Annotated in this window: 21 protein-coding genes; 20 read left to right on the top strand and 1 reads right to left on the bottom strand. The window is 46.8% G+C overall.

Annotated features, from left to right (window positions below):
* The first annotated feature begins 427 nt into the window (after positions 1–427).
* From SK066_RS19960 to SK066_RS19895, 14 genes are all read left to right on the top strand, one after another.
* Complete coding sequence (locus SK066_RS19960; RefSeq protein WP_320542775.1) at positions 428–1,042, top strand: DJ-1/PfpI family protein; 615 nt, start codon at positions 428–430, stop codon at positions 1,040–1,042.
* 224 nt (positions 1,043–1,266) lie between these two features.
* Entirely contained in the window at positions 1,267–1,818 is a 552-nt protein-coding gene (locus SK066_RS19955) for a glycerol-3-phosphate responsive antiterminator (protein WP_320542774.1), read from the top strand.
* Between the two features lie 359 nt (positions 1,819–2,177).
* Positions 2,178–2,999 carry an MIP/aquaporin family protein gene (locus tag SK066_RS19950; RefSeq protein ID WP_188777458.1) on the top strand — a complete coding sequence of 274 codons (822 nt, stop codon included), beginning with the start codon at positions 2,178–2,180 and terminating at the stop codon, positions 2,997–2,999.
* Positions 3,000–3,195: 196 nt separating this feature from the next.
* On the top strand, positions 3,196–4,689 hold the full coding sequence (gene glpK, locus SK066_RS19945; RefSeq protein WP_320542773.1) for a glycerol kinase GlpK: 1,494 nt from the start codon (positions 3,196–3,198) through the stop codon (positions 4,687–4,689).
* A 513-nt stretch (positions 4,690–5,202) separates the two neighbouring features.
* Entirely contained in the window at positions 5,203–6,201 is a 999-nt protein-coding gene (locus SK066_RS19940) for an iron-hydroxamate ABC transporter substrate-binding protein (protein WP_320542772.1), read from the top strand.
* Between the two features lie 428 nt (positions 6,202–6,629).
* Positions 6,630–8,315: a glycerol-3-phosphate dehydrogenase/oxidase gene (locus SK066_RS19935; protein WP_320542771.1), complete on the top strand. Its 1,686-nt coding sequence runs from the start codon at positions 6,630–6,632 to the stop codon at positions 8,313–8,315.
* 436 nt (positions 8,316–8,751) lie between these two features.
* Entirely contained in the window at positions 8,752–9,255 is a 504-nt protein-coding gene (locus tag SK066_RS19930; protein ID WP_320542770.1) for a hypothetical protein, read from the top strand.
* Between the two features lie 420 nt (positions 9,256–9,675).
* On the top strand, positions 9,676–11,013 hold the full coding sequence (locus tag SK066_RS19925) for a hemolysin family protein (protein WP_320542769.1): 1,338 nt from the start codon (positions 9,676–9,678) through the stop codon (positions 11,011–11,013).
* A gap of 267 nt (positions 11,014–11,280) precedes the next feature.
* The gene (locus SK066_RS19920; RefSeq protein WP_320542768.1) at positions 11,281–11,541 is read left to right on the top strand and encodes a YqkE family protein; all 261 of its coding nucleotides are present in this window, start codon (positions 11,281–11,283) and stop codon (positions 11,539–11,541) included.
* 226 nt (positions 11,542–11,767) lie between these two features.
* Positions 11,768–11,971 carry a YwbE family protein gene (locus SK066_RS19915; protein ID WP_188777393.1) on the top strand — a complete coding sequence of 68 codons (204 nt, stop codon included), beginning with the start codon at positions 11,768–11,770 and terminating at the stop codon, positions 11,969–11,971.
* A 104-nt stretch (positions 11,972–12,075) separates the two neighbouring features.
* Positions 12,076–12,984 (top strand): aldo/keto reductase, encoded by a 909-nt coding sequence (locus tag SK066_RS19910; RefSeq protein WP_320542767.1) that lies wholly within the window; start codon positions 12,076–12,078, stop codon positions 12,982–12,984.
* A gap of 501 nt (positions 12,985–13,485) precedes the next feature.
* The gene (locus SK066_RS19905) at positions 13,486–14,307 is read left to right on the top strand and encodes a ZIP family metal transporter (RefSeq protein WP_320542766.1); all 822 of its coding nucleotides are present in this window, start codon (positions 13,486–13,488) and stop codon (positions 14,305–14,307) included.
* Between the two features lie 447 nt (positions 14,308–14,754).
* Positions 14,755–15,528: an alpha/beta hydrolase gene (locus tag SK066_RS19900; RefSeq protein ID WP_320542765.1), complete on the top strand. Its 774-nt coding sequence runs from the start codon at positions 14,755–14,757 to the stop codon at positions 15,526–15,528.
* A 178-nt stretch (positions 15,529–15,706) separates the two neighbouring features.
* On the top strand, positions 15,707–16,024 hold the full coding sequence (locus tag SK066_RS19895; RefSeq protein WP_320542764.1) for a thioredoxin family protein: 318 nt from the start codon (positions 15,707–15,709) through the stop codon (positions 16,022–16,024).
* 146 nt (positions 16,025–16,170) lie between these two features.
* On the opposite strand, the gene SK066_RS19890 is transcribed toward SK066_RS19895, so the two are convergent.
* Positions 16,171–16,620: a MarR family winged helix-turn-helix transcriptional regulator gene (locus tag SK066_RS19890; RefSeq protein WP_188777388.1), complete on the bottom strand. Its 450-nt coding sequence runs from the start codon at positions 16,618–16,620 to the stop codon at positions 16,171–16,173.
* 357 nt (positions 16,621–16,977) lie between these two features.
* Between SK066_RS19890 and def the strand changes: the two genes are divergently transcribed.
* The 6 genes from def to SK066_RS19860 all read left to right on the top strand — a co-directional run bounded on the left by def (position 16,978) and on the right by SK066_RS19860 (position 25,888).
* On the top strand, positions 16,978–17,553 hold the full coding sequence (gene def / locus SK066_RS19885) for a peptide deformylase (RefSeq protein ID WP_407673706.1): 576 nt from the start codon (positions 16,978–16,980) through the stop codon (positions 17,551–17,553).
* A 272-nt stretch (positions 17,554–17,825) separates the two neighbouring features.
* Entirely contained in the window at positions 17,826–19,598 is a 1,773-nt protein-coding gene (locus SK066_RS19880; RefSeq protein WP_320542763.1) for a sensor histidine kinase, read from the top strand.
* Between the two features lie 60 nt (positions 19,599–19,658).
* Entirely contained in the window at positions 19,659–21,215 is a 1,557-nt protein-coding gene (locus SK066_RS19875) for a response regulator transcription factor (protein WP_320542762.1), read from the top strand.
* Between the two features lie 863 nt (positions 21,216–22,078).
* Positions 22,079–23,059: an ABC transporter permease gene (locus SK066_RS19870; protein WP_188777385.1), complete on the top strand. Its 981-nt coding sequence runs from the start codon at positions 22,079–22,081 to the stop codon at positions 23,057–23,059.
* Positions 23,060–23,151: 92 nt separating this feature from the next.
* The gene (locus tag SK066_RS19865; RefSeq protein WP_188777384.1) at positions 23,152–24,054 is read left to right on the top strand and encodes a carbohydrate ABC transporter permease; all 903 of its coding nucleotides are present in this window, start codon (positions 23,152–23,154) and stop codon (positions 24,052–24,054) included.
* 148 nt (positions 24,055–24,202) lie between these two features.
* Positions 24,203–25,888, top strand: coding sequence for an ABC transporter substrate-binding protein (locus SK066_RS19860; RefSeq protein ID WP_250344954.1), 1,686 nt, complete (start codon positions 24,203–24,205; stop codon positions 25,886–25,888).
* Positions 25,889–26,000 lie beyond the last annotated feature (112 nt).

Here is a 26,000-nt window from a genome sequence, read left to right as displayed (position 1 = left end):
AAGCTTATCCTCCGATTTTTTGTCCATAATGCACAAAAGCTGCTCTTTTTGTGGTTGCAATGGGTAAAATATACATAAAGTCTTGAACGATAAAGTTACAATGGCGATTTTTCGCTCCATTGTAACTTTATTTTTTGCGATGAGAGCGCATGCTTTGCTCATTTTCTAGCATGCAGGGTGTAACCATCTTAGAATGAAGATAAGTCAATAAGGGTAAAGAGCAGGCTAGACCGTATACGATTTAAAATTTCAGAAGCGGTTTGCAGCATAAGGCGGTATAGTTATAGGAAGAATCAAAATATTCAGCATGATCTACATACGCATATTCAGCTATTGAGGCGATTGAAACGATACCTGCTCGTCATTCTGAGAGTAGCGTTAAATACAAGATACGTAACATACGTAACCATTCAAGGGGGAAGAGACGATGGAACGACCTGTATGCAAGCCGTATCAAGTCGGCATTTTTTTATTTGATGAAGTAGAGGTGCTGGATTTTGCCGGGCCATTTGAAGTGTTCTCTATTACCGAAACAGAACCGGGTATGAAAGGCTTCCAGGTGCATACGGTATCCGCAGATGGTGGAATGATTCGTGCTCGTAACGGCTTGCAGGTGCAGCCGCAATATAGCTTCGATCAATTGCCACGCCTGGATTTGCTCATTATTCCAGGAGGCTATGGAGCAGAGGAAATCGAGATTTATAAGCCAGAGGTACTGAACTGGATTCGCAGCTATGCGGAAGCAGGCGTACAGATTGCTTCTGTATGTACAGGCGCACTCCTGCTCGCTGAAGCAGGTCTGTTGGATGGACTGCGTGCAACAACGCATTGGATGGATCTCAAGCGACTGGAGGAGGATTATCCGCATGTCGAGGTGCAGTCCGGCGTGAAGTTCGTCGATCAGGGCTGGATTGTAACGTCCGGTGGTATCTCTGCTGGTATTCATATGTCTCTACATATGGTTGGACGCTATCATGGGATGGAGGTTGCGAAGCTTACGGCGAAGCGGATGGAGTATGATTGGGAGCCAGAAGCAGAGTAAGCGGTGCAGTTAGAACGATGGGGCTACGATAACGATCCAGTATCCACTAGATGCAGCATCTACTATATAATAGGAGAAATGTTTTTACACCTTAATATCGTGACCGGATTGAGTAGAATATAGATGACCAACAACATGCAGGTACAGCCAAATGTATTTGTAAGTACAGCAAAATCTATCAAGTACAGCAACATCTATTTAATGAAGGGAAAGGAGATCATCTTATGTTCGAAGGACAGGCTATTTTGCCTGCGATCAAGACGATGAAGCAGTTTGATCAGCTGATGGATAGCTCGTATCGGTACGGGGTATTTCTGGATACACATGTCGCTCAGCTGAAAAGCATTTACCGGATGGCGCAGGGGCAGGGCAAGCAGATGTTTTTGCATGCCGATCTGGTGCATGGATTGAAAAATGATGAGTATGCGACCGAATATTTATGCCAGGAGATCAAGCCGTATGGCATTATCTCGACACGCGGCAATGTCATTTTAAAAGCCAAGCAAAAAGGGGTGATCGCGATTCAGCGTGTCTTCATGCTGGATACGATCGCGCTGGAAAAGAGCTATGCACTACTGGAAAAGACGCAGCCAGATTATATTGAAGTATTGCCGGGCGTAGTGCCGCATATGATTCATGAGATTGTACAGCGTGCAGGGGTGCCTGTATTTGCAGGTGGGCTCATTCGTACAGTAGAGGAAGTGGAGCAAGCGTTAAAGGCGGGAGCGACTGCGGTAACGACATCGAATCCGCAGCTGTTTGCCCATTATAAATAGAAACGACATTAGCGCTCGACTGCTTGTCGTTACACGCATATGCGCCCCGTTGAGGGGACATAAAAAAATAGTATAGCGTTTTTAAAGTGATATTGCATGACGGATACATGAAAAAAATCATGTTGACACCGCTTACATGTTACGATATGATGAACTCAAGTTAATACATGTGACGGAGAACCGGAGAGCCACGCAGAGCCCACTGAATATCAGTGGAGAATTTGCGATGGCTCTTTTGCGTCTTTGTAGCTGTATCAACCAGTTCATGGTTTGTTGCAGTACACGTTCGTTACATCTTGTCTAGTCACCAGTAAAAAGGTTGAATCATCTATTTTCCCAACTTGAATGGAGGTAATATGATGTCACCGTTTTTGGCTGAACTTGTAGGAACGATGATTTTGATTGCTCTAGGCGGCGGTGTTTGTGCAGGCGTCTCGCTACGTAAGACATTTGCAGAAAGCTCAGGCTGGATGGTTATCGGTGCAGGCTGGGGCCTCGCCGTAGCGATGGCAGTGTACGCAGTCGGTAGCTTTAGCGGAGCGCACCTGAACCCGGCCGTCACACTGGCGCTGGCGTTTAATGGTGATTTCCCATGGAGCCAGGTGCCCTCGTACATTCTGGCACAGATTATTGGTGCGATGGCAGGTGCATTGCTCGTCTATCTACAATACTTGCCACACTGGGGAGCTACCCCGGATCCTGCGACCAAGCTAGGAGTATTCTCCACCTCGCCTGCCATTCAGCATCCGGTCGGTAATATGCTGAGTGAGATTATTGGTACATTTATTTTCGTCATGGTATTGTTGTCGATGGGGGCTAATCAGTTCACACAGGGTCTGCATCCATTGATCGTCGGTCTGCTCGTCGTGAGTATCGGCTTGTCGCTCGGTGGTACAACCGGTTATGCGATCAACCCTGCACGTGACTTCGGTCCGCGTCTCATGCACTTCCTGTTGCCAATCCCGGGCAAAGGCCCATCTAATTGGAAATATGCATGGGTACCTGTTGTCGGTCCATTGCTTGGTGGCTCGCTCGGTGGGCTCTTTTACAAAAATGTATTTCTCGGTCAATCTACACCGATGCTATGGGTCATTATCGGCGTGACGATCATCTGCTTACTGCTCGCTTATCTGAATGGTCGCAAAATTCAGCGTACCAATTCCAAGCAAGCTGCGGCTTGATCCCTCTCTACACATGATGCTGACATATACTTAATGGGCAGACGATACAGTCTGCCCTGCTCTAGCCTCTATACTCCAAATTGCGGTATTGCAAATTGAAGCGTCCGGTTTGCCGGTAGCTCATTGCCTTCTATACACCGATCAACCAGATCGATCATCAAGCAGAACAGTAACCTATTCGAGGAGGAACTATTTCATGGAACAATATATTATGGCACTTGATCAAGGTACAACAAGCTCCCGTGCGATTCTGTTTAACAAAAAAGGCGAGATCGTCTATATGGCACAGCGTGAATTTCCACAATATTTCCCCAAGCCAGGTCATGTTGAGCAAAATGCAGACGAGATTTGGAGCTCCATTCTGGCGGTTATCGCTTCCTGTCTGTCCGAATCTCATATCAAGCCATCGCAAATTGCCGGTATCGGGATTACGAACCAGCGCGAAACGACAGTAATCTGGGATCGTAAAACAGGCGATCCAGTATACAATGTACTTGTCTGGCAGTCCCGTCAGAGCGCCAGCATCTGTGACGAGCTGAAAGCTCAAGGTCTGGAAGCCAAATTCCGTGAGAAAACAGGTCTGCTGATTGACCCTTACTTCTCCGGTACCAAAGTAAAATGGATTCTCGACAATGTAGACGGTGTACGTGAGCGTGCAGAACGTGGTGAGCTGATGTTCGGTACGATCGACACCTGGCTGATCTGGAAGCTGTCCGGTGGTAAAGCGCATGTGACCGACTATTCCAATGCTTCCCGTACACTCATGTACAACATCTTCGATCTAAAATGGGATGAAGAGCTGCTGGAGATTCTGGGCGTTCCGGCTTCTCTGCTGCCAGAGGTTCGTCCATCGTCCGAAGTGTACGCACATACAGTGGATTATCATTTCTTTGGTCAAAATGTACCGATTGCTGGTGCAGCAGGTGACCAGCAGGCAGCCCTGTTCGGTCAGGCTTGTTATGAAAAGGGCTCGGTTAAAAACACATACGGTACAGGCTGCTTCATGCTGATGAACACAGGCGAGGAACCAATCCGCTCCGAGCACGGTCTGATCACAACGATCGCCTGCGGTGTAGGTGATAAGATCAGCTATGCGCTGGAAGGTAGTATTTTCGTAGCCGGTTCGGCGATTCAATGGCTGCGCGACGGTCTGCGTATGTTCCGTGATGCAGCAGAGAGTGAGAACTATGCGACTCGCGTGGAATCTACCGAGGGAGTATATATCGTACCTGCCTTTGTTGGTCTGGGTAGTCCATACTGGGATAGCGATGTGCGCGGTGCAGCCTTCGGTCTGACACGTGGTACAAGCAAGGAGCACTTTATCCGCGCGACACTGGAATCCCTGGCGTATCAGACGAAGGATGTACTGACGGCAATGGAAAGCGATAGCGGCGTAACGGTTGAAGCACTCAAAGTAGACGGCGGCGCGGTGAAAAACGGCTTCCTGATGCAGTTCCAGAGCGATATCCTCGGCGTTCCGGTCGAGCGTCCAGCAGTTAATGAAACGACTGCACTGGGTGCAGCCTATCTGGCAGGTCTGGCTGTAGGCTACTGGAACAGTCTGGATGAGATCGCTTCGGCACATAGCGATCTGGTGGATACCTTTGCACCATCGATGCCAGAAGAGAAACGCGAAGAGCTGTATGCTGGCTGGCAAAAAGCAGTTCATGCGACGATGGCATTCAAATAAATAATGACTTCGCTGTATATGAAGCTCACAGTGAAGTGTGATTCCATCACACCGCGATGAAAGATGAATGATGGATGCACGATGAAAGAGGATTAGAATAATAAAAATCATTAAAATCATAGCAAGATAAGAAGCGAACACTTAAAAAGCCTGCATGCTGACATGGAGTATACCGATCCAAATGAACATTAGAATATCCCTCGGGTTAACTAATGAACATTTGGCGGTCTACCATACAGACATGCAGGCTTTTGATTTATCGATTCAGAAGAGTAGCCCCTTGTGAACGAGTTATTAGAACATAGAAGCTAGGAGCTAATCGATTACCCGTCCTCTCTCATCCTATTCATACTTTAGCGACACCTTACCGACAATCCCCTAGCGATGCGATGTAATCGGATATTTTCCTGAAATTACATAGTGAAATACAGAGCATAATATGCTACGATAATCCCTATTGAAAATGATAATCTTTATCAATCAAACAATTAGAGGAAAAGGCGGTTTTACGATATGCATACTTTTCGCAATTACAGCATGATTCTGATGACCATGCTACTGGTCGTTGTACTGGCAGCATGTGGACAGGCACAGACTGGTTCACAATCAGGCAACGCTTCGACCGCGCCAGCAGGCGGCAATGAAGCAGCAACGTCGACAGAAGCACAGCCGACTACGATCAAATATAAAGCAGCGAACGGCGAGGTCGAAGTACCGAATCATCCAAAACGCATCGTGGTGCTGGCAGATAGCTATTATGGTTATTTTGTGGCACTGGGCTTGAAGCCAATCGCGACAGTCGATCATGTATTCGCTAGCAGTATGCTAAAAGGTACAACCGATGGCGTTACGAATCTGGGAGAGACGCCAAAGGTAGAGGAAGTGCTGGCACTGAATCCAGACCTGATCGTCGTATGGGATGGCGATGCGAATCTTGCTAACTATGAAAAGGTCGCTCCAACTGTAGCGATCAAATACGGTCAATACAACTACAAAGAGCAGCTACAGGAATTCGGTAAAATGACAGGCACAGAAGACAAAGCGAAAGAGCTTGCGTCCGCATGGGAAAGCAAAATCGCTGAAGCCAAGCCAAAAGTACAGGCAGCGGTAGGCAACAAAACGATCTCGATCATTCAGCCCTATGCCAAAGGCGTGTATATTATGGGGGATAGTTACGGACGTGGCGGCGAGATTATTTACCAGGAGCTAGGTCTAAAAGGCACACCAACCACACAAAAAGAAGCGATCGATAATGGCCCGGGTTATGTCGATATCTCACTGGAAAATGTACCTGACTTTGCAGGTGATTATATCTTCACCGCTCCATGGGGTGGCGATGGCGATACGAGCGGTCTGGCACTCTACAATAGTAGTTTGTGGAAAAACCTGCCTGCGGTTAAAGAAAAGCATGTGTTCAATATCGATCCGGTCGCGTATTATTTCAACGATCCGATCTCGATGGATGCACAGCTTGATTTTATCGTGAAAAGCTTGACCGGTTCAGCTTCATAAGTGAGTGAACGCAAGCATAGAATATCTCATCCTTATCTGATAACCTCAGACGATCTAACAAGCATAGAGCAGCTCATATAAGTCCTAAACTAAACCTAAAATCCTACAATCTTCCGCTACTCAAGCGTCATTCGTTTACGTGAGCAATCATCCAGAAAATGAGCGTAACGATCAGTCGATTCAAAATCTTTATAAAATTTGAACGATTTCTTTGCTACCCTCACATGAATATGCTATAATAACGTTAACAAGTTAATAAATTCGTCATGAGACTTTGAGAGACCACGCATACACACGGCTTTTGCCGATTCAGTGTACTGTTCGTGGTCTCTTTTTTACGGTTTCATCTGGAAAAATATTCAAATGAAATGGTGTGATTGTACAGCTGCACCATTCCCCATCTCATTAACATATAGGAGGCAATACAAATGACGATCTTTTCGGCACACAAAAGAACAGAAGAATTGCAAAAGATGAGTAGTCAAACGCTGGATGTTCTGGTCATTGGCGGTGGGATTACAGGTTCAGGTATCGCATTGGATGCAGTCACACGCGGTATGAGCGTAGGTCTGATCGAGATGCAGGACTTTGCGGCAGGTACATCGAGCCGTTCGACCAAGCTCGTACACGGCGGTCTGCGTTATTTGAAGCAATTTGAAGTGAAGATGGTGGCAGAGGTAGGGAAAGAGCGTGCGATCGTATACGAAAACGGCCCACACGTTACTACACCAGAATGGATGCTGCTGCCGTTCCACCAGGGTGGTACATTTGGTAGCTTCAGCACATCGATCGGTCTGCGTGTATATGACTTCCTCGCAGGTGTAAAAAGCAGTGAACGCCGCAAAATGCTCACTTCTCAGGAAACGTTGCAAAAGGAACCGCTGATCAAGCAGGATGGCTTGAAGGGCGGCGGCTATTATGTAGAGTACCGTACCGATGATGCACGTTTGACGATCGAGGTGATCAAGGAAGCGGTAGAGCGTGGTGCTTATGCTGTAAACTATGCCAAAGCGGTCGACTTCATTTATGAGAATGGTACGCTCAAAGGTGTGAAGGTGAAAGACACCATCAGTGGCAAGGAATATCAGATTATGGCTCACAAGGTCATTAACGCAGCAGGCCCATGGGTAGATACACTGCGTAAGATCGATAATTCGAAAAAAGGTAAAACGCTGCAAATGACCAAAGGGATTCACCTTGTTATTGATCATGCACGCTTCCCATTGGAGCAAGCGCTTTACTTTGATACACCGGATGGCCGGATGGTATTCGCTATTCCACGCGATGGAAAAACCTATGTCGGAACAACCGATACGGTCTACAAAGCGGATCCGATTCATCCACGTATGACGACCGAGGATCGTCAATATGTGATCGATGCGATTAACTATATGTTCCCAACCGTGCATGTTACTGTAGATGATGTGGAATCCAGCTGGGCGGGTGTACGTCCACTCATTCACGAGGATGGCAAATCGCCGTCTGAAATTTCCCGTAAGGATGAAATCTGGCAGTCCGATAGCGGTCTGATCACGATCGCTGGTGGTAAGCTGACCGGTTATCGTAAAATGGCAGAGATGGTTGTGGATCTAGCAAGTACACTGCTGAGCAAGGAAACTGGCAAAACGTTCAAGCCTTGCCAAACAAAGCATATGGCAATCTCCGGCGGTAATGTCGGTGGCTCGAAAGGTCTGCCTGCGTTCATCCGTCAGCATGCCGATGCAGGTGCCAATGTTGGACTGACACGTGAGCAAGGGGAGTATCTGGCAAGCTTCTATGGCTCCAATGTAAGCAAGCTGTTCGCACTGGTGAATCAGAAGGATGAGTTTGCTGCTGAGCTGAATCTACCTGTCGATGTGCGTGTACGTATCGCTTATGCAATGACAGAGGAAATGACCGTCAAGCCAGTCGACTTCTTCATTCGTCGTACCGGTGCCCTGTTCTTCAATATCGCATGGGTACAGCAATGGAAGCAGCCGGTGATCGAGTATATGGCTAAACGTCTGGATTGGACACCAGAGCAAAAACGTCATTATACGGATGAGCTGGAAGCGCAATTGCATGATGCTGTTGTTCCTTCCGATGCCGAAGCAAGCAGTGAATTTGCGGTCTAATTCATCATCTCTTGCAGCGTAGCCTCAAGCGTCTTGATAGACGGTACAAGCAGTATCTATACGTAGTAGTAGCACCTACACGCATCATTCATATCTTTGCGGATGAATGAATGATGGATGATTAGCATTCGCGTCTGTGTTTACTGTAGATAAATACGTGTCTGTTCATTGATGAAAGTAAATGTGTGTCGATTGTGGATGCTATCACGTATTCTATATCTTCTATATCGCCCTTCAAGCTGCTCATCAGAGTAGCTGAAGGGCTTTTTGGCTTCCCCGACTAAAGTCTAGGTTGACGCATTACCCGGGGGCGGAAGTCACTCGGTAGGCGCTGTGGTACAATGAGGGCTAGTGAACATCATGAATCGGCAACGCTTCATTTGTATACGCAAGCTACATATAAAAAAGAGCATCATAACCAGAGGAGGGATTACGCATGATTAGAAGGGCGATTCTGGCACCTGTTTTGTTGTTGCTGGGTGTGTATTTATTTTTGAATCCGGGCGGCTCGGGGAATACAGGTGAGATTTTTGCTGTGTTCTGGCCAACCCTGTTTGTCATTCCGCTAGGATTGTTTTTGCACTGGCTGACCTTTTCACTCGTCGGGAGAAAAGGGATTGGAATGCTGATTCCGGGCGGGATTTTAATTGTGGGCGGCTTGGTAAGCCAGATTGCACAAATGTTTGGTCTGTGGAGTGTAATGTGGCCGGGCTTTATTTTGGCGGTGGCGGTCGGATTGTTTGAATTCTACTGGTTTGGATCGCGGAATAAATGGCTGCTCATTCCGATTAATTTGCTAACCGTGCTGTCCTTGCTATTTTTTGCGGTATTTTCGATCGATTCGGTGCTGTCGCGTTTTGTATTTGTGCAGCCGCTTGTAGCCGTTGCGCTGCTGCTAGGTGGGGCATGGCTGATGTTTGCGCGTAAGCAGGAGTGGTAGGTGTATCTTGCTGCAACCTAGATTAAGCTGTACCGATGTAGATCAAGGGGTACAGTGAAGGATAAACGATATTGAATTTTGAATGATCGGATGCCTCATACAGGTGGATCGGTCGTCGTACATTTGTAGTTAGTCGTACATCTGTAGTTAATAGATACCAGGAAGGTATACGTCTTATATCATAAAGTCCTATATCATAAAATCCTATATCACAAACCCATATGTGCCTGTTCTACTTGTAGAGCAGGCTTTTTGTTATGGTTTGAATGGGATGGGAGACGGTCTGAGCTTATGGTTAAAGGATGAGTAGATGTCGCAACAAGTAAAAAGATAAGAAAAAGGATGAATAAGGGTATATACTAGAATACATTGAGTAAAAGGGTACATATAGCAAGCATTGCGAAGGGAGCGATTATAAGAATGGAGACGATTAACGTCATTCTCGTCATTTTACTCATTTTATTGACTGCCTTTTTTGTGGCATCAGAATATTCGATTATTCGTGTGCGTGTATCGCGTATTAATCAATTGGCAGAGGAAGGCAATAAAAATGCTCGTGCGGTACAGTCGATCATTAGCAAGCTGGATGAATTTCTGTCCGCATGTCAGCTCGGAACGACACTCACCTCACTGGCACTTGGTTGGTTAGGAGAATCGACGATTGAGGAGCTGCTGCATCCGCTGTTTGTATTGCTGCATATTCCAGAGGCGATCACGTCGATCCTATCATTTATTCTGGCATTCCTGCTGCTGACGTATTTTGAGGTGGTGATCGGTGAGCTGGTGCCGAAGTCATTTGCGATTCAGGTTGCGGAGCCGATGGCGCTATTTTTTGCACGTCCGATGATCGTGTTTTACCGGATTACGTATCCATTTAACTGGGTGCTGAGTCGTTCCTCGCGCCTGATTACCGGGCTGTTCGGGGTAAAGCCGATCTCAGAGCATGAGGCGGCGCAGAGTGAGGCTGAGCTTCGTTTTGCCCTGTCTGAGGGGTATAAGAGCGGTAGCATTACACCGACAGAGTATCGGTATTTGAACAATGTGTTTGATTTTGATGAGCTGGTCGGCAGTGAGATTATGGTGCCGCGTACGGAAATGATCTATATTGCACAGGATGCGACACTGGCGCGCTTTTATGAGATTGTGAAGGAAGAGCCATTTAGCCTGTTGCCTGTGGCATTGGAAGGCGACAAAGACAAAATTATCGGCCTGCTCAATGTGAAAGAGGTGCTACGTGATGTGGTACAGGCGCAGCATTCACCTGAAGAGCCGATCGTGCCATTTATCCGTCCGGTACTACAATTGATCGAAACGGTGCCTGCACGCGAGCTGCTAGGACGGATGCAAAAGGATAATATTCATATGGCGGTGCTGCTGGACGAATATGGCGGGACAGCGGGGATCGTAACGCTGGAGGATGTACTGGAGGAAATTGTAGGCGATATTCCGTCCAAGTCCGATAGTGAGCCGCCACCAACACCGGCGATTACGAAGCTGGGCGAAAAGCATTACCAGCTTCAGCCGCAGGCACTCATTCATGAGGTAAACCGTCGTCTCGGTACAGACATTGAAGCTGGTGAAGCGTATACGATTGGCGGCTGGATCTGGTCGCGCAAATTCAATGTACGTGAAGGCGATTCGGTCGTCGAGGATGGATTTGCTTTTACCGTGACGCGGATGGAGCAGCAGCATATTCGTGCAATTGAGGTGCAGCCGTATATAGAGGACGATACGATCGATATGGACGAGCGAAAATAGTACAGCATGAGCATAGTTAGAGGATAGGGTGAGCCCCTCTTATATCTGTATGAGCTGTAGTGTATATCAGGAGCAAATGAGGATTTATTTTCGGTTATTATGCTGGTTCGAGATATAGCTGTTCGCTCTACAGACTTTAGTGTAAGGATGATTGAGCATGGAGGATAGCAGGCTCATTATGGTATAATAGAGGGAAGCTTTATAACGATATGAGCCCGTAAAAACAGGCTAATATCGCGTATGATATGAATCAGCGGGGTGAACAATATGGCGAAAAAGAATAAAGCGTCTGCACGTCCAGCAGCGCCATCACAGGACAAGCCAGCAACGCTCAAAGATATGCTGAGTGCGGATGTGCTGGATAAGCTGAAAGCACAGGCGACGGAGCTGCGTGAGCAGGAGCATGAGCGTCAGGAGCAACAGCGCCTCAAGGTAGAGGAAGAGCGCCGTGCGGAGCAGAAGCGCCGTGATAATGATTTTGGCTATTTGCTGGAGAATAGCAAACAGGATTGGAAGAAGTATAAGTAAGCGAAGCGCTATAGCATTACGGATGATCCGTTGAAGGGAGCACCGGTGTGAACAGGGTGGCAGTTGCTGCCGCAACGCCGGTGCTCTTTTTTGTTATTATTCAGTGTGATAATAGGTGTAATTATATAAAAAAGAAGTGAAAATAACCCTGTCGTGAGCATCGATGATTATCGTATTATAATCTTCAATATGTCATGCGACAGGGTTCATGAGAGGAAGCAAACAAATGAATGGACAAACACGAGCAAATATCCGTGCCGGTCTGGAAGTGGATATTGTACTCAAGCAGGATCAACGTTCTGGTAAACTAACACGTGGTGTGGTAAAGGATATTTTGACCAATTCTCCAAACCATCCACACGGAATTAAGGTACGACTGGTATCTGGACACGTCGGACGGGTAAAACATATTATTGCGCCTTCATCATGAAGGTAGCTCGATAGCAACGAGAACGATCGCATCCATATGCTCGTAGAGCTCATAAACGATGCAATGCACACATAGCAAGCCAAAATAAGAAAGGGGCATATCATATGAGACAAAATAAACTGGGCGCATCCGATCTGGTCGTAGGTGAGATTGGTCTGGGCTGTATGTCACTCGGTACGGATGAACAGAAGGCGATCTCGCTACTGCATGAAGCGATCGATCTGGGCGTCACCTTACTGGATACCGCCGATCTGTACGATGAAGGCCGTAATGAGGAGATCGTCGGTAAAGCAATCAAGGGTCGTCGTAGCGATGTTGTACTCGCAACCAAGGTGGGTAATCGCCGTATTCCGGGTAAGGATGGCTGGGTGTGGGATGCCTCCAAAGCGTACATTATGGAGGCGGTGAAGGACAGTCTGCGTCGTCTGCAAACCGATTATATCGATCTGTACCAGCTTCATGGCGGTACACTGGACGATCCAATCGATGAAACGATCGAGGCATTTGAACAATTGAAGCGTGAAGGTGTCATTCGTCAGTATGGCATTTCCTCGATTCGCCCAAATGTCATTCGTGAATATGTGAAACGCTCGCATATGGTGAGCCTGATGAGTCAGTACAGCATACTGGATCGCCGTCCTGAGGAAGAAGTATTACCCCTGCTGGCAGAGCACGGCATTAGCGCGATCGTGCGTGGTCCTGTTGCAAGCGGAGCGCTAGCACACGGACGCGAAGATAAGGCGCAAAAGGGCTATCTAGGTATAGAAGGCGAGGAGATTGTGAAGCTGCGCCATCATCTGGAGCAGCTTTGTGATGAGAAGCGTAGCCTGACCCAGCTCGCCATCCGGTATTCACTTGCACATCCAGCGACAGGAGCGGTGATTCCAGGAGCAAGCTCATCTGAGCAGCTACGTCATAACGTCGAAGCGGGCAATCTCCCTCCACTGACGGAGCAGGAAGTATCGCTCATTCGCTCGCTGCGTCCTGCAAATACGTATACACAGCATCGATAAGTGAACAGGAATACGAAAAAGCATAGCTGTATCTGGCGTGATCAACGACAGTTTACCTATAAATGAAGTTTGCAAAGGTATCAGCCTCTGGAGGTTCTGAAAGAAGCTGATGCCTGCTAAAGGAACTGCCCTCTGTCAAAGGAGCTTCTCTTTATTAAAGTAGAGAGTAGCTCCTTTTTTATTTTGTGTAAAAAGAGTGAATGCGAATGAAGACAGGAAATGTAGGCATAATATCGTGTAGCAGAATGCAGCTGGATATAGCATCGATTTGCATAAAATCAAAATTAGATCCATTCACATCCATTCTAAGTTCGAACTAAGCCCAACCCAACCCAACCCAACCCAACCCAAATATCTTTATCCACCTGTTATACGAACCCTACTGAAAAATGTATATTTCCCACATCACCCATACGAAGAAAATGACATAAAAAGCATGACACACTCCGTCAATATGGTTAATAAGTGGACAGAGTGAATAGTAGACGGGAGGCGACGGAGATGTGGGGTGCACTGATGTGGGGCGCGATTGCAGGCTCAGCGGTTTTGCTAGGTGCAGTCGTAGCCGCTTTTTTTAAAATTCCGAAAAAGATTATCGGCTGGATTATGGCATTTGGTACAGGAACGCTAATCGGTGCTGCATCGTTTGAGCTACTAGAGGATGCTATCGAGGATGGCGGTCTGGCAGCGACTGCGATTGGATTTTTAGTTGGTGCGGTCGTGTATACGATCTTTGATCTATACGTATCCAGCAAGGGCGGTGCGAACCGCAAGCGCTCGTATGTGATCAAGCAGGAAATTTCCCCGATCAGCAATGAGGGAACCGCACAGCAAAAAGACCAACAAGCCAGTACACAAGACTCCAGCTCAAACAAGCAGGGCAAAGACGGCAAAAGCCAGAGCGGACTCGGCATCTTCGCCGGTACGGTTATGGATGCTATCCCGGAATCGATTATGATCGGTGCTAGCCTGCTTACCGGACAGGGCGTAAGTGCCGTTCTGGTAGTATCGATTTTTGTTAGTAATATCCCGGAAGGCTTGTCCAGTACGGTAGGTATGCAGCAAAGCGGATTCTCCCGCCGTAAAATATTTTGGATGTGGCTCGCCGTCCTAACGATCTCCGCTTTAGCATCCATGCTCGGTTATCTGTTCCTTGAGATGCTACCGAAGGAGCTTAAAGCAGGCATTGGCGCCTTCGCTGGCGGCGGCATCATCGCTATGTTATGCTCCACCATGGCACCGGAAGCCTATGAGGAAGGCGGCCCGATCGTCGGCCTGATCGCTTCCATGGGCTTGCTGGCAGCACTCGTGTTAAGCATTTGATCGAATAGATGCTGTCCAATAAGCTGTGAGCGTATTGAGATATAACAAATAAAAGAATACATTCAACTCCAACAAGCGGATACATCGGTGTCTATTCATCGATGTATCCGCTTGTTTTGTAAAGATCATTCTCAAAATGCATCATTTGGAGCATATAGGACGGAATCTGATAATGTAGGTATTTTAATGCTATAAAGTTTATACAGATCTTGCATACCAACATCGTATAAGGTATTTCTAATTCTCCATGGTTTAATTATTCCTTCCCGCCGTGTTGTAGCTCTCTATCCTCAACATCTTCAAATTAGAGGAAAGCGCCTACACGACATCTTCCACAGGATTTGCTATACTACCAAGTACAACCATTGCATACCTATCACCGAACTATCTCTAATTCATCTATACACCGCAACTGCAAAAGATGCTGCTGGAAGAAGGAGAGTCGTTATGAAGGGATCCCTATTGATAGAGAGACACGCTGGACGGGAGCTGCTTATTTATTTGCCGCCTTCCTATGAGCATGCCAGCTATCCATTGCCTGTGGTGTACGTTCAGGATAGCGGCGATCTGTTCGATCCGATATTAAATGGTAACATCTATCATCTGGAGCTGCGATTTGCGGCAGGTACGTTGCCTGAACTCATTATGGTGGGCATTACGCCGCAGGATCGCATCCATGAATATACGCCCTGGTCCGCACAGAAGCTACAGCCAGGTCGCCACTATGACCATTTTGGCGGACGGGCGAGCCAGTATCTATACACATTAACCCATCAGGTGAAGCCGTGGGTTGATCGTAACTTTTATACCGATCCAAGACCGGAATGCACAGGTATTATTGGTAAGTCACTCGGTGGTCTGGTATCGTTATTTGCTGCTTATGTATATCCAGAGGTGTTTGGGCGCATTGGGGCGATGTCAGCATCGCTCTGGTATGAGGGCTTTGTTGAGTTTATGGCAGAGCGAGAGCTAGTCCCCGGGTTACGCGTATATATGGATATCGGGTCGCTGGAAGGTGTAGCAAAGCAGAATCGTCAACGGCTGATGCAGTCATTAACCGATGAGGCGGCGGCTATTTTATCGCGTAATCAGCAGCAGCCGGATCAGCTGTATTTTGTACGGCGTGAAGGGGAAGACCATGAAGCGGATTCGTTTTACCGTCGTTTTCCTGAAATGATGGATTGGTTATTCGCGCGCAATACGATCCGTTTATTGAACTAGTAGAGTCAAATGGATGATCCGAATAAGCTAAAACTACCTTGCCAAATGTGCTTTAAAAGCGGATAATGAAGAAAGATATTTCTTGAAATTAAGATAGATTGCCGTAAGATAATTGGTTTGGAATCATCCTACATTGATGTAAGCTGGTATGCCAGCATAGAAAGGAGCAATTTTACACATGGAACGCATTGAAACAGAAGAACAATATCGCAACTTGATCGATGGTCAGGAATACACAGTGATCAAATTCGATACAAACTGGTGCCCGGATTGCAAAACATTGGATCGCTTTATGGGCGACATTATCGAGCAGAATCCAGAAAAACGCTTTTTCGCTATGGATGCTGAGAAGTTTCAGGATCTGGCAGAGCAAAATGAAGTACGCGGTATCCCGAGCCTGCTCGTATATCGTGGCGGCGAGAAAATCGCTCATCTGCATAGTAAATTCGCTAAAACACCAGCTCAGGTGTCCGAATATCTCGCAGAAATTAAGTAAGATCGCTCTATACAGTAGCTAGCGAGACTGGCTGAACGACCAGAGCGCGACTATGATCACGATCCGTACACAAAAAGCCTGACAGCATATCCTAGCTGTCAGGCTTTTTGTGATGTGGATTCTGAGTATACGAAAAGTCGTAAGGGTTACTTCATTGCCAATTGACGGCGTTTTAAAACGAGTTGTTCTACACTGCGCAAATGCAGGAGCAATTCATCCGCCTCATCATCACTCAGGTCGCGAATATTCTCGACCAGCTTGGTTGCCATAATGCCAAAAATTTTATCCAGAGCACGGCCGCCCTTGCGCGTGATCGAGATGCTTACATAGCGGCGATCCTGATCGGAGCGCGTACGCTCGATCAATTCTTCCTGCTCCAGCTTATCGCAAATTTGTGTAACTGCGCTTGTCGTCAGTCCTGTTGCCTTCACGATATCTGTACCATACTGACTGCCATTGTTCAGCAGAAAATGCAGAATAAAGATTTCAGTTGTATTCGATTTGAGCTGACGCATCAGCGTCGGCAGTTCCATAATTCGTGGCATGCGATCTACCAGCAGCAAGTAACTTTTCAAAAGCTCTCCAGATGTTTCCAATTGTAAAATCCCCCTCAATCAAAATAAATAAAACTGTTAGTTAATTATTGGTATAATGAAAGCAACCGGAAATGGATTGGCTATCATAATGTCATTATGTAGATCGCCAGGATGTGAGAAACCAAAATCCAAAAAACAGTCTTACGATGTTCGCACAAACATTTCTTAAAACTTCCTTAACAATATAGTAATTTGTTACCAGTATTACGTCAATGCAAATTCGACAGATTGAGACAAAAAACCGCTGTCATTGACGTAAATTTGAACATTTTTTATAATTAACTATTAATATTGCCAATTTGCATGATGATTTTAAAAAATAAATAATATTTTAAGTAAAAGGTGGCATCAGCTACATTGAATCAATCATCACTTCCTTTTGTAACTATGGATGAAATTGTACGTGAGGGGCACCCGGTATTACGCCAGGTGGCAGAGCCTGTAGCCCTTCCGCTGTCCGAAGAGGACCGTACTAAAGTCAATCGCATGATGGAGTTTTTGAAGCAATCGCAAGATGAGCAAGCAGCTGAAAAATACGATTTACGGCCTGGGATTGGGCTGTCTGCCAATCAGATCGGTTGGGATAAGCGCGTGTTTGTCGTCTATTTCGTAGATGATCAAGACCGACAGGTGGAGTATGTATTCTGTAATCCCAAGCTGGTGAGTCACTCGGCTGCGATGACCTATCTGGAGCATGGTGAAGGATGTCTGTCTGTAGATCGCCCGATAGAGGGCTATGTACCGCGTTACGAGAAGGTAACCGTGCAGGCGTATACGCCAGATGGAGAACCGTTCAAGCTCAAGCTTAAAGGCTTCTCTGCCATTGTGTTTCAGCACGAATATGATCATCTGAACGGTGTGATGTTCTATGATCATATCAATCAGCAAGATCCGTTCCGTCTGCCGGATACCGAATATATTAAGCCACTTTAATGCTAATTTAGTATATCGGCTACGGATTGCAGTTTTATAAACTTTTTGGGTGATAAATTTAATACTTTTTTAAAATTTAGGATTTCAACGAAGGCTGTCGCTTGCAGACAGTCTTTTTCTTTGTGAGCATGTTATGATACAGTATATTTCCAGAAGCACGTTTGTAAGCGTTTTACATTTTAGGGTCGTTACTTATAATGAGGTCATGCCTTGATGTTTTATGAAGAATATCTTTGATGTCATCATGCTTGATGAGGGAGAGCGGGAAGCCAATGTGGCAGTTGTTCATCCATCGTATTAACGATATTAAAATTAAAAACAAGCTCATTATCGCGTACATTTTTGTCGTCATGTTGCCGGTGCTTGTGATTGGCGGAGTCGTGGTGAACTATTTGCGTCAGGATGCATTGAACAATGCGATTGAGCAAACGACGAACAATGTGGAACGCATTAAAAACCAGATGACCACCATGCTACGGGTACCGACCAATATCTCCAATGAGCTGTTGTTTGATACCCGTCTCAGCCATGTTGTGAATACGAGATATGATCGTGTATACGATCTGGTTGAAGCGTATCGCAATTACCAGGAGTTTGATGAATATCAGCGTCTATATTCTGAGGTGTCTGCGATTCGCTTTTATACAACGAACGATACGATTCAGGATAATCTGGAATTCATGCGTGTGACATCGGATATTCGTAGCAGTGACTGGTACCAGGCGGCAATGAACAGCCGAATTATCAACTGGTTTTATCGCACGGATGATACGATCAGCTCGACCAAGGTATTAAGCCTTGTGCGTAAGGTGAATTTTACCGATTACACGACCAGTGGTGTACTGGTGATTGAGCTAAGCCAATCATATCTGAATTCATTGATTAGTGCTGAACCATTTGAGACGATGATTCTGGATGACAAGGGCAATATCGTGTCTGCCAAAAATACGGAACTGATCGGCAAACGACTCGATGATCCGAATATTGATATTGACATCGATCCTTCGGCAGGACCAGGAATCTATGAGCATGAGGTCAATGGGCAGCTATCCAACATCGTTGTCGATACGTTAATACCAGAAAGCAGTGCGAACGGGCTCAAGATCATATCCGTCTTTTCCAACAATAGTATTGTGCGTGATTCCAATCGCATTATCCTGATTGGTACGAGTGTACTGGTTGCTATTTTACTCATTGGACTGGGCTTTTTGCAAATGATCTCGTTATTGATTACACGCCGTCTATCCAATCTAAGCAGACAGATGAACAAGCTGGGTACAGGCGATCTGAAGGTGTCGTCTAATATTGGCGGATCGGATGAGATCGGGCAGCTAGCTCGGCGATTCAATGATATGGTGCTGAGCATTCGGCAGCTGATGGATCAGGTGTATGAGTCGAATGAACGGAATACACGGCTGGAGATTAGCCAGCGTGAGATTAATTTTAAAATGCTGGCGAGCCAGATGAACCCGCATTTTCTATTTAATGCTCTGGAATCGATTCGGATGAAGGCTCATGTGAACGGCGAAAAGGAGATTGCCTACATCGTTCGGTTACTCGGTAAGCTCATCCGTAACAATCTGGAGATTGGCAATAAGCATACAACGATTGAGGGCGAGATGGAGCTGATTCGCTCGTATCTGGAGATTCAAAAGTTTCGCTTTGGAGATCGACTAGGGTATGAGCTATTAATCGATCCGCAGACCGTAGGTACGTCCATTCCACCGCTTATTATCCAGCCATTAGTCGAAAATGCAATTGTACACGGCATGGAGACGAAGGAAAATGGTGGACTGATTATCATTCGTACCCTTCGGATTGAGCACGAGGTGATGATCGATGTGATCGATAACGGAATTGGGATGAGCGCCGAGCGTCTGCAATATGTACGTGAATCGCTACAAGCTGATCGGGAGGGCGATCGGATCGGTTTGAAAAATGTGCATCAGCGACTCACGCTATCCTATGGCGCAGCATATGGCTTGCATATCTCCAGCGCACCGAATGCAGGAACTCAGATTTCATTTAAAATCCCGTTTGATTAATCCATTCTTGCATTCTCGTTAGGACAGAAGCAGATGAATAGAGTATAAAGGGGGAGCATTATGTTTAAGGTGATGATTGTAGATGATGAACCAGCGATAAGAGAAGGCTTAAAAACGATTATCGACTGGGATCGGATCGGATTCGAGGTTGTGGATGCAGCGGCTAACGGTCGCGAAGCATTGCAAAAGTTTGAACGGATTCAGCCAGACCTGATGATCATGGACATTCGTATGCCGGGAATGAACGGACTTGAGGTGATTGAGCAGCTTCGTCGCAATCATAGTCGGACGCATGTGCTGATTTTGAGTGGACATGCGGACTTTGAATATGCAAGACGTGCGCTTGGCTACGGGGTAGACGGCTATTTGCTCAAGCCTGTAGATGAGGTGGAGATGGAGCAGGAGCTACTGCGTGTGCATGAATCACTGGAGCAGGAGCAGCATAGAGGAGAACAGCGACAGCAGCCTGTGCCTGCACATGAGCTGGTGGAGCAGATGCTACTTAGTAGCTCTGGCAAAGAGCAGGAGCGCGCGCAGCAGGCGCTATCTCTTGGCTGGTCTTCCTATCAGGTGCTGCTGCTGGAATACCACGCTAGCCGTGGCGATCATCTGGATAGCTGGGGAACGTATCTGGAGCAGCTGCATAGCTGGTGGAATATGGAGCAGCGCCATATTGCCTTTCGCGCGGGGAACTATATTGGCATCCTGACTGGACGACCGTATGGAGAGCGAGAACTGGGCGAGCTGCGGGATCGGCTATTGGATCATTCCGCATCCTCCGAGCTATGGTATGCGGCAGCTGGATCGGTAGCCGATGAGCTGGAGCACCTTCATGATAGTTATGCCGAAGCACTGGACTTGCTGGAGCAACGCTTCTGGTTTGGTACAAATGGTATTGCCTGGAGTGCAAACAAGCGGTATCACGACGAGTCGGAGCCGATAGAGCAAGAGCCACTGCCATCTCCACAGGCAAACGAGTGGGCAGATCGGCTGTATTATGCGGTCGATATCCGCAGCCTGGAAGCCGCTGAACGTGTCCTATCTGAATTAATGTCGGTCTGCCATCTGGCGGGTCTAGTCGAGCGCGATACGAAAAGCTTATCGTCGCACGTCCTATCCCTCGCGCTCAGCCGTTTACCTGGCAGTGTAGCAGGCTCTGGACCAGCGGTACAGGCGTGTCTGGCGCTCATCCCCGAGCTATACTCCGCTCCAACCGCTGCCAGTATGATCGATCTGATCCTAAAGGGCTTGGAGGAACTGCTACAATCCATCAACGGCGTCAGCCACGAGTCGGTGATGAAGCAAATGACCGATTTCATTCGCCGTCATTATAGTGACAACCTGAAGCTAGAGCTGCTCGCCGAGGTATTCAACTACAACAGCGCCTATCTCGGCAAAATGTTCAAAACGTACACAGGCGAATCCTTCAACCATTTCCTCGACGGCGTTCGCCTGGATCGCGCAAAGGAATTGCTCGCTCAGGGCATGAAGGTACACAAGGTCGCTTCGATGGTCGGCTATGCCAACGTCGATTATTTTCACAGCAAATTTAAGAAGTACACAGGCATTTCGCCGTCGGCGTATCGCGAGCAGATGGGAGATGGGCAGCAGCATTGAAGCTGTATGCTAAGAGTGCTGTAGTGTAGTTGTAGCAAGTACATGCAAAAAGTGAGTTTATAGTGCAGTTATTGAAAGTATGCTAGTTTGTAAATTGCTACTAAGAGAGTTTGTAAAACAAATCAAATAAATTATCCTGGAGTGTTATTTGGTTGTTGAGACATCGATCATTCCAGCAAAGAATAAGGAAACAGACTCCAGTCTCGCACGGGAATCTACAAAATAGGAATACGTTGTAGATTCCTGTGCTTAAAAGCTGTAAGGTATTTTGCTTTAAGCAAAGTACATACGAACGATACAGAAAACTGTACAGTGCTGCACTTATATATTTACATACAGTTCGCAATAAGCAGAGAACGTAGGGAAGGAAATAAGGGAAAAGGACGACTTTGGAGGGGCGGGAATCTTCATTCACTGCTAATCCAAAAGATTCCCGCGGCTCCACCCGAGTCCGTTCCCTTATTCCTTACCGAAGTGGATGGTGCTCCTCCACTTCAAAAACAGTAGAACAGCACTTTTGCAGTAAAATTTCATTTTTAAATTGTTATGTTCTTAAATAAACTCCTTCCCCCTGCTTCGCCATAGAAAGCAGGTTTTTCATTTTGCTTCTAAAGTTTTGTTTTGCATAGTCCGTAATACCTCTCCAACTATAAAATTGGACAACCAATCACCATTATTTTTAGTGATTCGAGCCGCTCCGACAAGGATGTCTAATTTTTATATGATTTTACATATAATTTGTCAGGTATTAACAGAAAGCGCTTTCTTTTATAATCGGTTATGTAATCCACACAGATGCGTGGCACGTTCATACAGCGTCATCCGGTCAGGGTGAAGCCGATTATAGGAAGGTGGATGAGACGATGGATTCAACAACCAAGCAGGCTTCCTCCCGTAAAAGTGGAGAGAGCGCCAGCGCCCGTCAGCTCAAGACAGGCGGCTTCTGGAAGGTATTTAAGCAGCAAAAGTTTCTGTATCTCATGTCGGTTCCGTTTGTCATCTGGGCATTCATATTCAGCTATGTACCATTATGGGGCTGGTTGATGGCTTTTCAGGAGTTCCGTCCAGCGCGCTCGTTCTTTGAGCAGAAATGGGTGGGATTGGACCAGTTTATTACATTGTTTCAGGATCAGCAGTTTTACCTGGCACTGCGTAATACACTGGCGATGAGCTTTCTCGGCTTGATCTTCGGATTTATTTTCCCCGTCGTGTTTGCAATTTTGCTCAACGAAGTACGCGGGATTTTATTCAAACGAACCGTGCAGACGGTTTCTTACCTCCCTCACTTTGTATCGTGGGTCGTTGTTGCCGGGATTGTGACCAAGTCCCTTTCGACAGACGGCGGGATCATTAACGAATTGCTCGTATCACTCCATATTATTGATCGACCGATTCAATTTATGGCACAGGGGCAATGGTTCTGGGGAATTGTAACCGCTTCCGATGTGTGGAAAGAGATGGGCTGGAATACGATTATTTATCTGGCAGCCATTACGGGCATCGATCAGGAGCAGTATGAAGCCTCCAAGGTTGATGGTGCAGGACGCTTCCGGCAAATGTGGCACATCACGCTGCCAGGGATGCGGACGACGATTATCGTCCTGCTGATCATGTCGATCGGTCACCTTGTCAGCATCGGTTTTGAAAAGCAGTTCTTGCTCGGCAACAACCTTGTGACCGATTATTCACAGGTGCTTGATCTGTACGCACTGAAATACGGGCTGGAGATGAACCGATACTCGTATGGTACAGCGATCAGTATATTTAACTCGGTGATCAGTATTGTTCTGCTCTTCACGGCGAATGGCATTTTCAAGAAAACAACCAAGGAAAGTATTATGTAGCCTACAGATACATGTGTAGCAAGTCTTCTCCGCTCGTCATAGTGGGCACAGGCTTGCTGCACCAACGATTCATTTGAAAGGGGAGATCACGTATGGCGGCTAACAAAGCCTTCAATGCGACACGAGGCGATAAAATATTCGATGTGTGCAATACGATTCTGATGTCGCTGGTGCTGATCGTTACGCTTTATCCGTTCTTGAACGTACTGGCGATTTCACTCAATGAGTCCTCCGATACGGTACGAGGTGGCATTCATATTATCCCGCGTGCCTTTACACTGGAAAACTATTCCGTTATCTTTCAATATCAGGGACTGCTTCAAGGAGCGCAAATCTCGGTTCTTCGTACCATCGTGGGTACGCTGCTCGGTCTGCTGAGTGCATCGATGCTGGCATTCACGCTGAGCCGGGTCGATTTTCAGGCACGTCGCTTTATCTCGGTATTTCTGGCGCTGACGATGTATGTCACTGCTGGTCTGGTTCCAACATTCCTGCTGATTCGTGATCTCGGCATGATCAACAGCTTCTGGGTGTACGTGCTGCCAGGTGTTGTGAGCGCATTCAATGTGTTTATCATCCGCTCCTTTATCGATGGTCTACCGTATGCATTGCAGGAGTCAGCGAAGCTGGATGGAGCGAATGACTTTACGATCTACTGGCGTGTCATTTTACCGCTTTGTAAGCCCGTACTGGCAACAATTGCTTTGTTCCTGGCGGTCGGTCAATGGAATGCCTGGTTTGATACGTATCTGTACAATGCAAGCTCGCCGCAATGGACAACGTTGCAGTATGAGCTGATGAAGGTGCTACAGCAGAGTACACAGCAAAGCGGTGCGGTCAATGCGAATGATATGGCCAAGCAAATGGCAAGCATTTCGCCAGAATCGATTCGGATGGCGATCACAATCGTCGTTACCGTGCCAATCCTCATTGTGTATCCATTCTTGCAGAAGTATTTTGTAAGTGGGATGACACTGGGTGCTGTCAAAGCATAAATCGGTTGGACGCATTCAGCTGAGCCGTATCCTAATCCAAGTAGATTTGAAAAAAGTATCATCGTAATCAACAGCTATGTGGCGACGCCTATGTCGCCTTAGCATATAGAGATGGAGTGCAACCACTGAAATCAAAGGGGGCTTTTGAATGGCTGGTAAATGGTTAAAACGCATCATGATCCCATTGTCGGTTGTCTCGCTTGCAACAGCAACCGCCTGCGGAGGCAGCAGTGATCCAACACAAACGGAAACATCGGACGTATCTACACCGATTACGATTTCCTTCTTCGGCTCGGATGCAAGTCCGACCTGGAACAATATGAAGGATGACGTAGGTCAAGCGATCACGAAGGCGACCAATGTGACGATTAATGCCGAGTACGATGTGAGCGGCGGTGGTACACAGAAAATCGCCTTGATGACCGCTTCCGGCGAGTATCCAGATACCATTTTCCCAAAAGGTTCGATTACCAAGCTAGTTGAAGCGGGGGCATTGATCGACCTGACCGATCTGATCAACAAATATGGTCCTAATATCAAAAAAGTATACGGTAACGATCTGTCCCGTCTCCAATACAGCAAAGACGATCCGTCCATCTACGTCATTCCAACGAATGCAGGCGTAGGCGAAGCAAAATTCGATGCTGGTGGCGGCTTCGAAGTACAGCATCAGGTAATGAAAGAACTCGGCTATCCAAAGATCAAAACGGTAAAAGACTTCGAAAACGTACTGAAAGAGTACAAAGAGAAGCATCCAACGATCAATGGACAACCAACGATCCCGCTCACATTGAACGCAGATGATTGGAAAATTATGATTACAGTAACGAACCCGGCATTCCTTGCGACAGGTGCACCGGATGACGGCGAATTCTACATTAATCCAGAAACATATGAAGCACAGCTGCACTACAAGCGTCCAGAGGAAAAAGAATATTTCCGCTGGTTGAACCATATGTATAATGAAGGTCTGCTGGATCCAGAAACCTTTACACAGAAAAATGACCAGTATCTGTCCAAAATCGCCAGCGGTCGTGTGCTGGGTCTGATCGATCAGGATTGGGACTATCAGCAGGCAGAAAATTCGCTGAAAACATCGGGCATGTCAGAGCGCACATACGGACATTATCCATTACAGCTGGATGATTCGACGAAGGATCGTTCCTTCCAGGATATCGGCCCACCAGTTGGCTATGGTATCGGTATTACGACATCTGCCAAAGACCCGATTCGCATCATCAAGTTCCTGGACTGGATGGCTTCCGATGAAGCACAGGTGCTGAACAACTGGGGGATCGAAGGCAAGCACTATGAAGTGAAGGATGGCAAGCGTGTCATTCCAGCAGATGTTCAGGAACGTAAAATCAATGACAATACGAACTTCACTAAAGAATCCGGTATCGGCATGTACAACTTCTCTGTTCACTACGGAGATAGTGTGAAGGATTCGACAGGTAACTACTATACAACTAACTTCCCTGAGCAAATCCTGGCAAGCTACAGTCAACCAGAAAAAGATGCGCTCAAGGCATACGGAGCAACGACATGGAAAGACCTGTTCCCATCCAAAGACGAATTCCCGGTTAAAGCATGGGGCGCAGCCTACAATCTGCCATCCCCAGATGACCCAAGCTACAATGTAGCCTATCAAAAATCCCAGGATATCGTCCGCAAACGCATCCCAGAAGCGATTCTGGCAAAACCAGACCAATTCGACAGCATCTACGATCAAATGGTTTCTGAGCTGAGCACGGACGAAATGAAGAAGATGGAAGCAAGCTACAGCGAACTGATCAAAAATACAGTCGAGCTGTGGGGAACGAATAAAAAATAATATTTCCCGGGAATTACCCAGATGTAGTTGAGAGTTGAACGAGTATAATATGTGGTTATGTAATTATGAAGTTAAGCAGAATTAAGTATTAGGAAAAGGGAGCGCATAGTAG

The organism is Paenibacillus hunanensis, from assembly GCF_034055775.1.
GTDB lineage: Bacteria > Bacillota > Bacilli > Paenibacillales > Paenibacillaceae > Saccharibacillus > Saccharibacillus hunanensis.
This window is presented reverse-complemented; position numbering and strand designations above follow the sequence as displayed.

What these genes read in the sequence shown, in the direction of transcription:
- SK066_RS19960 (WP_320542775.1), top strand. Translation starts at nt 428, where the DNA reads ATGGAACGACCTGTATGCAAGCCGTATCAAGTCGGCATTTTTTTATTT.
- SK066_RS19955 (WP_320542774.1), top strand. Translation starts at nt 1,267, where the DNA reads ATGTTCGAAGGACAGGCTATTTTGCCTGCGATCAAGACGATGAAGCAG.
- SK066_RS19950 (WP_188777458.1), top strand. Translation starts at nt 2,178, where the DNA reads ATGTCACCGTTTTTGGCTGAACTTGTAGGAACGATGATTTTGATTGCT.
- glpK (WP_320542773.1), top strand. Translation starts at nt 3,196, where the DNA reads ATGGAACAATATATTATGGCACTTGATCAAGGTACAACAAGCTCCCGT.
- SK066_RS19940 (WP_320542772.1), top strand. Translation starts at nt 5,203, where the DNA reads ATGCATACTTTTCGCAATTACAGCATGATTCTGATGACCATGCTACTG.
- SK066_RS19935 (WP_320542771.1), top strand. Translation starts at nt 6,630, where the DNA reads ATGACGATCTTTTCGGCACACAAAAGAACAGAAGAATTGCAAAAGATG.
- SK066_RS19930 (WP_320542770.1), top strand. Translation starts at nt 8,752, where the DNA reads ATGATTAGAAGGGCGATTCTGGCACCTGTTTTGTTGTTGCTGGGTGTG.
- SK066_RS19925 (WP_320542769.1), top strand. Translation starts at nt 9,676, where the DNA reads ATGGAGACGATTAACGTCATTCTCGTCATTTTACTCATTTTATTGACT.
- SK066_RS19920 (WP_320542768.1), top strand. Translation starts at nt 11,281, where the DNA reads ATGGCGAAAAAGAATAAAGCGTCTGCACGTCCAGCAGCGCCATCACAG.
- SK066_RS19915 (WP_188777393.1), top strand. Translation starts at nt 11,768, where the DNA reads ATGAATGGACAAACACGAGCAAATATCCGTGCCGGTCTGGAAGTGGAT.
- SK066_RS19910 (WP_320542767.1), top strand. Translation starts at nt 12,076, where the DNA reads ATGAGACAAAATAAACTGGGCGCATCCGATCTGGTCGTAGGTGAGATT.
- SK066_RS19905 (WP_320542766.1), top strand. Translation starts at nt 13,486, where the DNA reads ATGTGGGGTGCACTGATGTGGGGCGCGATTGCAGGCTCAGCGGTTTTG.
- SK066_RS19900 (WP_320542765.1), top strand. Translation starts at nt 14,755, where the DNA reads ATGAAGGGATCCCTATTGATAGAGAGACACGCTGGACGGGAGCTGCTT.
- SK066_RS19895 (WP_320542764.1), top strand. Translation starts at nt 15,707, where the DNA reads ATGGAACGCATTGAAACAGAAGAACAATATCGCAACTTGATCGATGGT.
- SK066_RS19880 (WP_320542763.1), top strand. Translation starts at nt 17,826, where the DNA reads ATGTGGCAGTTGTTCATCCATCGTATTAACGATATTAAAATTAAAAAC.
- SK066_RS19875 (WP_320542762.1), top strand. Translation starts at nt 19,659, where the DNA reads ATGTTTAAGGTGATGATTGTAGATGATGAACCAGCGATAAGAGAAGGC.
- SK066_RS19870 (WP_188777385.1), top strand. Translation starts at nt 22,079, where the DNA reads ATGGATTCAACAACCAAGCAGGCTTCCTCCCGTAAAAGTGGAGAGAGC.
- SK066_RS19865 (WP_188777384.1), top strand. Translation starts at nt 23,152, where the DNA reads ATGGCGGCTAACAAAGCCTTCAATGCGACACGAGGCGATAAAATATTC.
- SK066_RS19860 (WP_250344954.1), top strand. Translation starts at nt 24,203, where the DNA reads ATGGCTGGTAAATGGTTAAAACGCATCATGATCCCATTGTCGGTTGTC.